General features: G+C 69.6%; 8 protein-coding genes. 5 read left to right on the top strand and 3 right to left on the bottom strand.

Annotated elements, in window-relative coordinates; genetic code table 11:
- The first annotated feature begins 29 nt into the window (after positions 1-29).
- The 3 genes from MYSTI_RS18480 to lipB all read left to right on the top strand — a co-directional run bounded on the left by MYSTI_RS18480 (position 30) and on the right by lipB (position 4,013).
- The gene (locus MYSTI_RS18480) at positions 30-1,283 is read left to right on the top strand and encodes a dihydrolipoamide acetyltransferase family protein (RefSeq protein WP_015349299.1); all 1,254 of its coding nucleotides are present in this window, start codon (positions 30-32) and stop codon (positions 1,281-1,283) included.
- Positions 1,284-1,443: 160 nt separating this feature from the next.
- Positions 1,444-2,931 carry a ClpX C4-type zinc finger protein gene (locus MYSTI_RS18485; protein WP_015349300.1) on the top strand — a complete coding sequence of 496 codons (1,488 nt, stop codon included), beginning with the start codon at positions 1,444-1,446 and terminating at the stop codon, positions 2,929-2,931.
- Complete coding sequence (lipB, locus tag MYSTI_RS18490) at positions 2,928-4,013, top strand: lipoyl(octanoyl) transferase LipB (RefSeq protein WP_015349301.1); 1,086 nt, start codon at positions 2,928-2,930, stop codon at positions 4,011-4,013. The genes MYSTI_RS18485 and lipB overlap by 4 nt, the downstream gene beginning before the upstream one ends.
- A 21-nt stretch (positions 4,014-4,034) precedes the next feature.
- On the opposite strand, the gene MYSTI_RS18495 is transcribed toward lipB, so the two are convergent.
- The 3 genes from MYSTI_RS18495 to MYSTI_RS18505 all read right to left on the bottom strand — a co-directional run bounded on the left by MYSTI_RS18495 (position 4,035) and on the right by MYSTI_RS18505 (position 6,954).
- Positions 4,035-4,910, bottom strand: a complete 876-nt coding sequence (locus MYSTI_RS18495) for an MBL fold metallo-hydrolase (RefSeq protein ID WP_015349302.1) — start codon at positions 4,908-4,910, stop codon at positions 4,035-4,037.
- Between the two features lie 10 nt (positions 4,911-4,920).
- Complete coding sequence (gene ribA, locus MYSTI_RS18500) at positions 4,921-5,595, bottom strand: GTP cyclohydrolase II (protein ID WP_015349303.1); 675 nt, start codon at positions 5,593-5,595, stop codon at positions 4,921-4,923.
- A 126-nt stretch (positions 5,596-5,721) separates the two neighbouring features.
- On the bottom strand, positions 5,722-6,954 hold the full coding sequence (locus tag MYSTI_RS18505; RefSeq protein ID WP_015349304.1) for a molybdopterin molybdotransferase MoeA: 1,233 nt from the start codon (positions 6,952-6,954) through the stop codon (positions 5,722-5,724).
- 175 nt (positions 6,955-7,129) lie between these two features.
- Here MYSTI_RS18505 and MYSTI_RS18510 point away from each other — a divergent pair, with 175 nt between their 5' ends.
- Together MYSTI_RS18510 and rnr are read left to right on the top strand one after the other, a co-directional pair.
- Entirely contained in the window at positions 7,130-8,536 is a 1,407-nt protein-coding gene (locus MYSTI_RS18510; protein ID WP_015349305.1) for a protease inhibitor I42 family protein, read from the top strand.
- A 107-nt stretch (positions 8,537-8,643) separates the two neighbouring features.
- Positions 8,644-12,186, top strand: coding sequence for a ribonuclease R (gene rnr, locus MYSTI_RS18515; protein ID WP_015349306.1), 3,543 nt, complete (start codon positions 8,644-8,646; stop codon positions 12,184-12,186).
- Positions 12,187-12,536 lie beyond the last annotated feature (350 nt).

Consider the following 12,536-nt stretch of genomic DNA (forward strand, 5'->3'; position numbering starts at 1 on the left):
CCCCCCGTTCCTCTCGGAAAGACACCCGCATGGCAACCTTTGAATTCAAGCTCCCCGACCTCGGCGAAGGCGTGATGGAGGGAGAGCTGGTCAAGTGGCACGTCAAGTCCGGCGACGTCGTGAAGGAAGACCAGGTGCTTGCCGAGGTGATGACGGACAAGGCCACCGTCACCGTCCCCAGCCCGAAGGCCGGGCGCGTCGTGCAGACGCACGGCAAGGAAGGGGACATGGCGAAGGTGCACCAGCTCCTCGTCACGCTGGAGATTGAAGGCGCGGCTCCGGCGCAGGCGGCGGGTCACGGTGCGGTGCCCGCTGCGGCGCAGGCCCCGGCGGCGGCTTCCGCTCCGGCGGCCACCGCGGCGCCCGCCCAGGCGACGAAGGTGCTGGCCACGCCGGTGACTCGGCGCATGGCGCGCGAGCACGGACTGGACCTGGCGACCATCGCGGGCAGCGGTCCGCAGGGTCGGGTGACGAAGGCGGACGTGCTCGCCGCGATGGAGGGTGGGGAGTCGAAGAACGCGGTGGTGGCGCCCGCTCAGGCGCGTCCCGCGGTTCCCGCGCTGTCCACGGGTCGCTCGGACGAGCGCGTTCCCCTGCGGGGCCTGCGCAAGAAGATCGCCGAGAAGATGGTGCGGTCGAAGTTCACCATGCCGCACTTCGCCTTCGTGGAAGAGGTGGATGCGACGGACCTGGTGGCGCTCCGGGCTCGGCTGAACAAGCAGCTCGCGGCGGCGGGAGACAGCACCAAGCTCAACTACCTGCCGTTCATCATCAAGGCGACCATCGCCGCGCTGAAGAAGTTCCCGCACCTGAACGCCAACTTCGATGAGGCGGCGCAGGAGCTGGTGGTGCGTGGCGAGTACAACATCGGCATGGCCGTGGCGACGCCGGATGGCCTCACGGTGGCGGTGGTGAAGAACGCGGATCGCCTGACGCTGGCGGAGCTGGCGCAGGAGACGGCGCGCCTGGGCGTGGCGGCGCGTGAGCGGAAGCTGAAGATGGAGGAGCTGACGGGCGGCACCTTCACCATCACCTCGCTGGGGCAGAGTGGCGGCCTGTTCGCCACGCCCATCATCAACCACCCCGAGGTGGGCATCATGGGCGTGCACAAGCTCAAGAAGCGCCCGGCCGTGGTGAATGACCAGGTCGTGGTTCGCGACATGATGAACCTGTCGCTCTCCTGCGACCACCGCGTCATCGACGGCTCCGTGGCGGCGGACTTCGTCTACGAAGTCATCAAGTACCTGGAGAAGCCGGACCTGCTGTTCCTGGCGATGGCGTGAGGTCGCCGCGGGTGGGCTCGGGCATGGAAGTGAGGCCCGAGCCTGCTTGACCCCGAGTCGTCGGGCAGGGCCCGGAGGACGGGCTGCCCGCTCGCTCGACGGGCGCTGGCGTGATTCGGAGCAGGGCGATGGCGTACCAAGGCGGTTAGGCTCTGTCCGTATGGCCGAGAACCCTCGCGAGCTGATCCGCACCGCGCAGTCCGCCGAGCTGCGGGGAGATGTGTCCCTCGCGGTGGAGTACCTCCAGCGGGCCGCGGCCGCGTATCGCGAGGCGGGCAACCTGGCCCGCGCGCTCCAACTGCTGCGCCACGCGCGCCGGCTGGATGCGAGCCGTCAGGACCTCCTCGAGGAAGTCGGTCGCCTCGAGGGCTTGTCGGAGTCAGGAGGCGCGGAGCCCGAGCTCCGCCTGTCGCCCCCCGCTGCGAAGAGCGTGGGGCCGGAGCTTGTCGTGCCCCCGAGCCCGGAGCGCGAGGTTCGTGGCTCCCCGGTCGACGAGGCGCGTCGGCAGCGGCTCGTCGCCGAGACGTTGCAGGCGGTGGAGCACCCGGCCGTCGAGAAGTCCGCCGAGGTCGCGGCGTGGGTCCTGGATGAAGAAGTGAGCGAGGACCTGCAGCGATTGGAGGTTCAGCTCGCACGGGTCGCGGCTGCTGTTGATCCGACGGGTGTCACGGCGCCGGCTTCGATGGAGCAGGCGGCTTCGGCGTCGCGGGAGGCGTCCGCGGAGGAGGCTCCTCCACGTCGGAGGCGGGAGGCTCGCATCATCGAGCGAGGACCCACGCGCGCGGACGTCTCGCTCGATGCGTGGTGCTCGTTCTGTTGTCGCCCTCGCGCGGAGGTCGGTGACCTGGTGGCGGGGCCCGCGGGCGCGTTCATCTGCAAGGCGTGTCTGACGGAGTCCTCGTCACTCCTCGCGGACGTGAGTCCCGTGCCGCTGCCCGTGCGCGCTCGTGCGGCACCGCGCACCAGCACCGAGCGGGACTTCGTGGGCCAGCCCGAGCTGCGCACGCAACTGGAGGCCGCGCTTCAGTCGGGTGTCCGCTGTGTCCTCCTCGTGGGCGGCGAAGGCTGCGGGAAGAGCACCCTGCTGCGGATGTTCCAGCGGCAGGGGAGGGGCGTCATGGCGAACGTCGATTCGCTCGCCGAGGACGTGTCGTCCACGCCGCTGTTCATCGAAGACGTGGAGCGCCTGGGCACCGAGCGATGGGCCGCGCTCGCGACCTTCCTCACGAGAGCATCCCGGCCCACCGTGGTCCTCAGCGCGCGTGGGCAGTCGGCGGACGCAGGCACGCTCGCGCTGCGAGGCGGCTCCGCACGGCTCTTCGTTCCCACCACGGAGGTGCTGTCTCGCGCGGTGCGCGGCCTCCTCCCGGTGAGCGTCCTGGAGCATGTCCAGGTGCTGGTGTCCCTGCGACAGCCCTCGCGCGCGGACTATGTCGAGATGGCTCGGGCGACCCTTGCTCGTCGGGAGCCGGCGACGTCCCTCTCCGACGACGCCTTGGCCGTGTTCGCCGCGGAGGCGGAGCGCTCTCCTCGCGCGGGCCATGAGCTGAATGCCCTCCTCAACAGGGTTCCCAGCGGAACATGGGAGCTCGAGCCAGTGACGAAGCCGCCCTCCACTCGGAAGGGTCGGCGGAAGGGAACGTCGTGAACACCATCACCGTCTACCGGCTCGGCCGGGTGGAGTACGAAGACGGCCTCAACCTGATGCGCCTCTTCGGCGACTCGCGCCGGGAGGGGCTGAGCGGAGACGTGCTGCTCCTGCTGGAGCACCCGCCCGTCCTCACGCTCGGGCGAGGGGCGAAGCGGGAGAACATCACCGCGCCGGACGAGAGTCTCGCCGCCGAGGGCGTGGAGGTCTTCGAGACCAATCGCGGTGGCGACGTGACCTACCACGGCCCGGGTCAAATCGTCGGCTACCCCATCTTCCTGCTCCCCGAGGCGCGCCGGGACGTCCGCCGCTACGTGCGCGACGTCGAGCGCTCCATCATGCAGGTCCTGTCCGAGTGGGGCATCACCGCGGGGCCCATCCCCAAGTGGCCCGGCGTCTGGATTGGAGAGGAGGGCGACCCCGACGCGCGGAAGATCGCCGCCATCGGTGTCCACATCTCCCGCTGGCTCACCACCCACGGCTTCGCGCTCAACGTGAACACGAAGATGGAGCACTTCCGCTTCATCGTCCCCTGCGGCATTCGCGAGGCCGGCGTCACCTCCATGCAGCGCGAGCGAGGGCACACCGTCTCCTTGCCCGACGTGCAGGAGGCCCTGGCTCGAAGCTTCTGCGCCGTCTTCGACAGTGAGCGCGTGGAGGCTCCCGCGCCCCTGCGCACGGTGAGCATCGCCGTCGTGCGCGGCCATGGCGCGGAGGCGCGCGTGCTGCTCGTGCGTCGCAGCCCGGAGCGAGGGGGCTTCTGGCAGATCCTGACGGGCCGCGTGGAGTCCGACGAAACCCCTGCCCAGGCCGCCGCGCGCGAGTTGGAGGAGGAGACGGGGCTGCGTCTCCCCGTCGACGACCTGGCCTACCGTCATGCCTTCGCGGTGGGGGAGACCCTTCCTCCCGTCCTCGCGGAGGAGAGTGGCTTCGCTGTCCACGTCTCGCCGGATGCCCCGGTGCGCCTGGGACCCGAGCACGATGCCTTCGAGTGGGTGGACGTGCCCACAGCGCTGGAGCGGCTCCCCTTCGTGGGGCTGCGCGAGACGGTGAAGCGCGCGGTGGCGGGGCGCGGAGGCTGAGCTCCCCGCGCCCTCGGGCGGCTACAGCTTGATGACCATCGCTTCCTTGGCGGCGATGGCCTCGGGGCGATGTTTGCGGACCTGCCGCAGCAGCTTGTCCATCGCCGCGTCATCGCGGTTCGGGTCGTGGTGGAAGAGCACCAGCGTCTTCACCTGGGCCGCGTTCGCCGCGGCCACGGCGGCCTGCCACGTCGAGTGACCCCAGCCCGTGCGAGCCGGCCCACCGCGGCCGTGGTACTCGTCCTCGGTGTACATGGAGTCATAGATGAACAGGTCCGCGCCGCGCGCGAACTCGAACATCCCCGAGTCCATGTCGCTGCCGTGCTCCACATCCGTGGCGTACACCACGGTGCGTCCACCGCACTCCACGCGGTAGCCCAGGCTTCCACCTGGGTGGTTCAGCTCCAACCACTGGACCTTGGCGGGCCCCAGCTGCAGCGTCCCGTCCGCTGGCAGGTCCCGGTAGGTGACCTTCGCGCGGAACGTCCCCTCCGCCGTCACCGGGAAGTACGGCTGCACCATGTGCCCGCTGAGCAGCTCCCGGGTGGTGCGTCCGTTCCTCGCTGGCCCGTTCATCGTCAGCTCACTCGTGGGGACGAAGATGGGCGCGAAGAAGGGGAGACCCTGGAGGTGGTCGTAGTGGTAGTGGGTGATGAAGATGTTGCCGCGCACCGGCCCACCCGCCGCCGCCAGCAGCGAGTCACCCAACGCTCGCGCTCCCGAGCCCAGGTCGAAGATCAGCAGCTCCTCCCCGCATCGGATCTCGACGCAAGGCGTGTTGCCGCCGTACCGCCTCGTCTGTGGGCCAGGGGCGGGGATGGAACCTCGCACGCCCCAGAAGCGCACCTCGAAGGGCACGCGGGCTTGATTGCGCGCGACGGTGTTCCGTCGCCGCACAGGCGTTTTCTCAGCCAGCTTGGGCTTCCGTGTCGTCGTCCTCGGCGAAGAGCTCAATCAGGTGCCCCGTACGCTCGCGCTTCGTCCTCAAATAGTCGAGGTTATGCGGATTGTGCTCGGTCCGGGAAGGGATTCGACGCAGGACGGGAATGCCTTCCTCGACCATGCCGGCGATCTTCAGCGGATTGTTGGTGATGAGGTCCACCGAGCGCACATCCAACGAGCGCAACATCTCCGCGGCGATGTCGTAGCTGCGAAGGTCGTCCGCGAACCCGAGCTGCCGGTTCGCTTCGTAGGTATCCAGCCCCTTGGACTGGAGGGCATACGCCTTGATCTTGTTCCCCAGGCCGATGCCGCGCCCCTCCTGCCGGAGGTAGAGCACCACGCCCAGTCCCTGCTGGGTGATGAAGTCCAGCGCCCGGTCCAACTGCTCCTTGCAGTCGCACTTGAGGCTGCCGAAGACCTCGCTCGTCAGACACTCTGAGTGAATACGAACGGGCACCCCCTCCACCCCGGTGACGTCGCCCGCGACCAGGGCGACATGCTCCCGGCCGTTGCGCCGGTCCCTGAACACGACGGTCCTCAGCGGTCCCCGGCTCGTGGGGATATCCGCCTCCGAGAAGCGCTCCAGATGCTGGGTCGGCTTCCGGGTCGGAAGAGGCTGGGGTGAGCGAGTGTCCGACATGATGGTTCAATCTCCAGATGCGAAGCACCCTGTTTGGTGCTCCCACGAGCGATAGTCAAGGCGGACTCTCAGAGGACCCCCGCCCGATGACCGCCGGAAGGATGCCTGACGGCCGGTCCGGGTTTCTCAAGCTCCCCAGGAGACGGGAAGCAATTCCACCGGATCTCCATGAGACAAGCTGCTGGCTTCCCGTGCGAAGTGCAGCAGGTGGGTGGCGGCCGCGGCGGACCGGAGCGCGCCGGACGTCTGGGTGGACAGGGGGCGGGCCCAGAGCGCCCCGTCCTTCCAGGAGGCCACCACCCGGACGAAGTGGGCCAGGCCCGGGGGCTTGGCGAGCTTCCCCTCCAGCCGGCCGGAGACCCGGGCGGGCGCGACGTCGGCATGGCCGAGCAGCTTGCGGAGCGTGGGCCTGACGAAGAGCTCGAAGGTGACCAGCGACGAGGTGGGGTTGCCCGGCAGCCCGAAGAAGAGGGTGGATCCACGCTTGCCCACCACCAGGGGCTTGCCGGGCTTGATGGCCACGCGCCACAGGTGCTGCTCCACGCCGATGGCGGCGAGCACTTCCTTCACGTAGTCGCGCTCGCCCACGGAGACGCCCGCGCTGGTGAGCACCACGTCGAAACCGTGAGCGCGGGACAGCGCCTCCGCCACGCTGTCCCGCGTGTCCTGGGCGATGCCCAGCAGGGACGGGAGCCCTCCCGCGCGGCGCACCGCGAGGGCGAGCGATGGGGCGTTGGTGTCGACGATGCGGCCACGAGGCGCCTCGTCGGCCCGGCACAGCTCATCACCCGTGGAGAGGATGGCCACCCGGGGCGCGCGCGGAACGGGCGCGGACAGCATGCCCTGACCCCAGAGCAGCCCCAGCTCCGGGATGCCCAGGGGCGTTCCCTGGGCCAGCAGCAGCTCTCCCTCGCGCGCGTCTTCACCGCGGGGCCGCACGAACTGGCCGGGCACCACGGCCTCCAGGACGTCGACTTCGTCCGCGCCACCGTCGGGCACGGGGCGGACGCGCTCGCGCATCACCACCGCGTCCGCGCCCGAGGGAAGCGGGGCTCCGGTCATGATGCGCACGCAGGTGCCCGGCCGGACTTCTTGACGCGGTGCGCCTCCCGCGAAGACGGTCTCCAGCACGGGCAGCCTCACGGGCAGGGCCCCAGCCAGGTCGGCCGCGCGCACGGCGTAGCCGTCCATCGCCGAGTTGTCCCAAGGGGGCAGGGTGCGCTGGGCCATCACGTCCTCCGCCAGCGTGCGTCCCAGGCCGTCCTCGAGCGCCACCCACTCGGCGGACAACGGCATCGCCAGGGCCAGGATTCGGGCTCGGGCCTCGTCTTCCGGAAGCAGTGTCGCGGCGTCGTTCATGGGCGTCCTCTTCGACCTGTTTCGCTGCCAAAGTCCGAGAGAAAATCAAGTGTTAGTTTGACAGCCCTGCTGATCATCGTTACAAGCTCCAGTCATCGCGAAGCCTGCCAGTCCTCCTGGGGGTGGCGTGGCAACCCGTTGAAAGTACACGGGAACTCTCAAGGAGACAGCGTCGATGGCCAAGCCCAAGTCCGGGGCCAAGAAGGCGACTCCCGTTGGCAAGACTGGCGCGAAGCCCGCCGCGAAGAAGGACAAATCCTCTCGGCTGGACCTGATCAAGAACGCGTCCAAGCGAGTCGCCACCACGACGACGAAGGTGGTGAAGGCGGCAGGGGACGCGCCGGCGAAGGGTTCCAAGTCCGCCGCGAAGAAGGCGGCTCCGGAGGCCGAGCAGCCGAAGGAGAAGGTCTCCGAGAAGACCGCGGAGAAGGCGTCCACCAAGAAGTCGGCCGCGAAGGCGGCTCCCGCCGCGAAGACCGCGACGGCGAAGACGGCTCCCGCGGCGAAGGCCGCGACCGGTGCCAAGGCTTCGTCGGGCAAGAGCGGCTCGAAGGCCGCGGCCGCTCCGGCGGTCCCCGCGGTGGAGAAGCCGCGTCCGCGCGCCACCAAGCTTCCGCCTCCGGGCGAGCCGCTCACGAAGCGGGAGATGGAGCAGCTGCTCACCGCGGGCGAGGGTCGTGGCGTGATGGGCGAGGGCAGCCTCAAGGGCCGCCTCGTCGTCCTCAACGAGATGCCCAACCTGGTGGTGGTGGGGCGTGACAAGCGCGAGCTCACCTTCTTGCTCCAGGGGCCGGATCAGGAAGTCCTCCCGGCCTACGTGAACCACAAGGTCTCCGTCAGCGGGATGATCCGCAAGACGACCAACCACGGCGGCGTGGTGGACGTGCGCAAGTACTCCGCCAAGAAGCCGGAGGCGGAGGTCGTCGAGGCGCCGCCCGCCGACACCGAGCCGAGGCTGCGCTACCTGTCGCCCGGGGAAGTCTCCATGGTGACGGCCGCGGGCATGGGCGCGGGCATCAAGGGCTTCGCCGCGGTGCGCGGCAACCTGGAGATGACGGGCGAGGAGTTCGTGCTCGTCGTGTCCAACGGGGGCACGCGCCAGCAGGTGTCGTTCATCATCGACGGCAAGGCCGCCGCCAAGGGCCTGCGCAAGAACGTGGGCCACACGCTGCAGGTCATGGGCGTGGTGGACAAGACGTCCGGCTGGGGCGGTCGCATCTCCGCGGAGAACGTGGAGCCTCGGCCGTCGGAAGCTCGCGCGGTGTCTCGCGACGAGATGGAGCTGGTCCACATCGAGGGCGAGGTGCCCACGTCCGTGGATGTGAAGCTCAACCACGGCCTCACCGTGCGCCTGCCGGAGCAGCCGGGCTTCACCTGGGCCATCGAGCCCACCGTGGCCAAGCGTGTCGGTCTGCGCGAGGCCAACTTCGAGCCGGGTCCCAATGGCGGCCCCGCCACTCGTGAGTTCTTCTTCACCCCCCGCAACCCGGGGACATTCGAGGTGGAGTTCTTCCTGGCCAAGGCGCTCGCGCCGGGCCTGGTTGATCGCTCCTTCAAAATCAACGTCACGGTCAAGCCTTGAACAATGCTTCCCGGAGAGAACTCCGGGAAGCAGTCGGTCGCCGGGGGGTTCCCGCCCGGCCGCTTCGGGCTTACCCGTTCCCGTAGCGGCCTGGCCGCAACCCCACCGTGAGCATCTCTTCCGACCTTCTTCAGCAGATTCTCTCCGACGCAGACCACCCGCTGGGCATCAAGGAGCTCCTGCGACTCGCGGGCTTGCACCCTGGCCAGCAGACCGAGCTCAAGCGCACGCTCCGTGAGCTGGTGCGCGACGGTCGCGTCGTCAAGGAGGGCAAGCGCTTCTTGTTCCTCCGCCCCCGGCGGGAGGGAGGAGCCCCTGCTCCCTCGCCCCAGTCGGCCCACCCCAAGGAAGCGCGCGAGCCTCGCTTCGGTGGCACGTCCTTCGAGCGGGGCCGTGGTCACTTCCCAGGACGAGGCCGGGCTCCCGAGGCTCGGGGCGGCCGTGGCTTCGACCAGGGGCGCTCGGGCGGAGCGGGCTCCAAGCGCCGCGACGAGTGGCGTGAGCGCTCCGGGCAGCAGCGGGGCGGCCGCGGAGGCTTCGACGGCGCGCGCGACACGGTGGAGGGCATCCTCCACGTCCACCGCGACGGCTTCGGCTTCGTGCATCCGGTGTCGGGAGAAGGGGAGAACATCTTCCTGCCGCCTGGAGAGGCCCAGCGGGCGCTCGACAATGACCGGGTGGTCGTCTCCTTCTCCGGTCGTCCCGGACGCTACGAAGGGCGGCTCTTGCGCGTGGTCGACCGCCGCCGCGAGCTGGCGGTGGGCGTCTATACGCCGCACCGGCACTACGCGTTGGTGATTCCCACGGACACGAGCCTGCCGGGTCCCATTCGCGTGCCCTACACGCAGATGGCGCAGGAGGGCGACCTCGTGAAGGTGCGCCTCGGCGTCGGCGCGGATCTGCTCGACCCGGGGAAGGACCTCTTCGGCGAGGTGGCGGGGTCGCTCGGCAAGCCGGGCACGCCCAGCCCCGAGGTGCTGGGGATTGCCTTCTCGCAGGGCTTCTCGGATGAGTTCCCGCCGGAGGTGATGGACGAGGCGGACCGCTACGCCGTGAAGGTGTCGGACGAGGAGGCTCGCGGGGAGCAGCGCAAGGACCTGCGGTCGATGCCGCTCGTCACCATCGACGGTGAGGACGCGCGCGACTTCGACGACGCGGTCTACGTCGAGGAGCAGGGGAGCGGCTGGCGGTTGGTGGTGGCCATCGCGGATGTGACGCACTACGTGCGAGAGCGCAGCGCGCTCGACGCCGAGGCCCTGCGGCGCGCCACGTCCGTGTACCTGCCGGACCGCGTGCTGCCCATGCTTCCGGAGCGACTGAGCAACGGCATCTGCTCGCTGCGGCCGGACGAAGACCGGCTGTGCATGGTCGCGGACATGACGTTCGACGCGCAGGGACAGCGGCGTGGGTACACGCTCTATCCCGCGGTGATGCGCAGCGTCGCTCGGTGCACGTACAACGAGGTGCAGGACGTCCTCGCGGGCAAGGACGTGCCGCACCGCAATGAGTTCAAGCCGCACTTCGAGCGGATGATGGCGCTGGCACGGGCGCTGATGAAGATGCGCAAGGAGCGAGGCGCCATCGACTTCGACCTGCCCGAGCACAAGGTGGTGCTGGGCAAGGACGGCCTGCCCGAGCGCATGGACAAGCGCGAGCGCAAGGACAGCCACCGGCTCATCGAGGAGTGCATGCTCGCCGCCAACGAGGCGGTGGCTCGCTTCTTCCAGGACGAGGGCCTGCCGACGGTGTACCGGTTCCACGGGGAGCCGGACCCGGAGAAGCTGTCGACCTTCGCGGCCTTGGCGCAGGCGTATGGCTTCAAGCTGACCATCGACGACGGCGTGTCGTCGAAGGAGCTGGACGCGTTCATCAGTCAGCTCTCGGGACATCCGGAGCAGCGGGCCCTGAATCAGCTCCTGCTGCGCTCGATGATGCAGGCGGTGTACACGTCCTCGAAGGTGGGGCACTACGGTCTCGCGGCCGAGCACTACCTGCACTTCACCTCGCCCATCCGGCGATACCCGGACCTGCTGGTGCACCGGTTGTTGAAGGCGCACTGGGCGCGGCAGGGGCGCAAGCCTTCCGTGGCGATGCTGGAGCGGGAGGAGGAGCGGCTCGAGGACATGGCGATGCAGTGCTCGGATCGCGAGCGCGCCGCCATGCAGGTCGAGCGGGAGGTCGTGTCCTTCTACGCGGCGCTGATGATGAAGGCGCGGGTCGGTGAGGAGTTCGCCGCGACGGTGGCGGCCATCACGGACTTCGGCTTCTTCGTCGAGCTCGACGTCGAGCACGTCGAGGGGCTGGTGAAGGCGGAGACGCTGGGGCCCGGCTCGAAGCTGGACAAGCAGACGCACGCGCTGGTGTACCCGAACGGGCGTCGTGTGCGCGTGGGGCAGAAGCTGCGCGTGCGGTTGCTGTCGGCGAATCCGACCGCGCGGAAGATCGACTTCGAGGCGCTCCAGTTCGACGGCGAGGCCCCCCTGGCCCGTCGCGAGGGTGGGGCGCACGTCCGCCGCCGGCACGATTGGCGGGAGGACGCGGCGGCGCACGGAAAGCAGCGCGCGGGCAGGCCAGGGCGTGGGGAGCGGGAGGCGAAGAAGGGCGGGCCGGTGCGCACGTGGGCCGCGCGTGAGGAGCCCTCGAGTCCGCGGGGGCGCTTCATGCGAGAGGGGCGCCGCGAGGAGTCCGCTCCTCGGCGAAGCGAGGGCGAGGCCAAGCAGCCGTGGTCGGGTGACAAGTCCGCGAAGCCTAACCGGGAGCACACCGGAGCGCGGCCGGCGGGGGAGACACATGGGCCGAAGCGGCGCATGTTCATCCGTCCGGAGCCGAGCCCCGAGGTGGAGGCGAGCGAGGTGGCTGCTCCGGCGGTGCAGGAGTCTCAGGACTTCTCCGCGCCTACGGCCTGGCAGGAGCCGGTGGGGGGCGGTTCGTCACCGCATCCTGGGTTTGATCGGCTGCGTGCGTTGGCCGCGCAGAGTCCGCAGGGGGGCAAGGGGAACCGGGGTGCGCCTCCGCGTCCTGGGGCCGGAGGGAAGCCGCCGTCGAAGTTCTCGCCTCCCAAGCAGAGGGAAGAGCAGGAGGCCGAGTACGCACCGGAGTCGTGGCAGCCGTCCGTGCGAGCCGAGCCGCCAGCGAAGCCGCCGGCCCGTGAGCCGGACGCGGCGATGCGTACTCGTGAGGATGCGGAGCCGGTTCGTTCGGCGGAGGTCGAGCAGCCGAGGACGCCGGAGCGCGTGGCGAGTCCGTCGGTGGTCGAAGTCCCGCAGGCCGTGACGAGTCGCGAGGTCACAGCGGCGCCGGTGGTCGAGGCGCAGACGTCCGTTCCGCCGGCGGAGGTGAAGCAGGCCTCACGCGCGAAGGCGAAGCGTGCCGCACCGGCCAAGAAGGCCGCGGCGCGGAAGAGCGTGGTGAAGAAGGCCACGACCTCGAAGGCGGCGGCCGTGAAGAAGAAGGCCGCGTCCAAGAAGCCAGCACCCGTGAAGCCTTCCAAGAAGGCCAAGACTCCGGCCACTCAGGGAAAGAAGCCCAAGGCAAAGCCGGCCAAGGTTTCGGCGCCTCGGAGTGAGAAGAAGCCCAAGGCGAAGGCCACGAAGACTCGTGCGACGGGGGCCAAGGCTCGCGGCGCGAAGCCCGCGGCGCGAAAGCGCTGACGGAAGTGCGGCCCCCTCGAGAGCGGAAGTGAGGGGGCCGTTGGCGCACGATGGGGCTCCGCGCGCGTGGCGAGGACCCCCGTGTTTCGCGACTCGAGGCTCGTGACGCGAAAGTCGGATGGGTGGAGTCCCCTCGAGAGCCGAGGTGAAGGGACCGTCGGCTCGCGATGTGGCTCCGCACGCGTGGCGTCGCGGCTTCACGAGAAGTCTCAATGTGGTGCGTCATGCTGAACCGAGTGCCCGACCTTGCGGTCGGCATCGCGTTGTCGCACCCAGGGCACTGTGCTCGTCCATGCCTCTGTTTCACCGCGACGTCTCGCCCGGCGCTATAACGCTCCCCGTTCATTTCG

Source organism: Myxococcus stipitatus DSM 14675 (genome assembly GCF_000331735.1).
Lineage (GTDB): Bacteria > Myxococcota > Myxococcia > Myxococcales > Myxococcaceae > Myxococcus > Myxococcus stipitatus.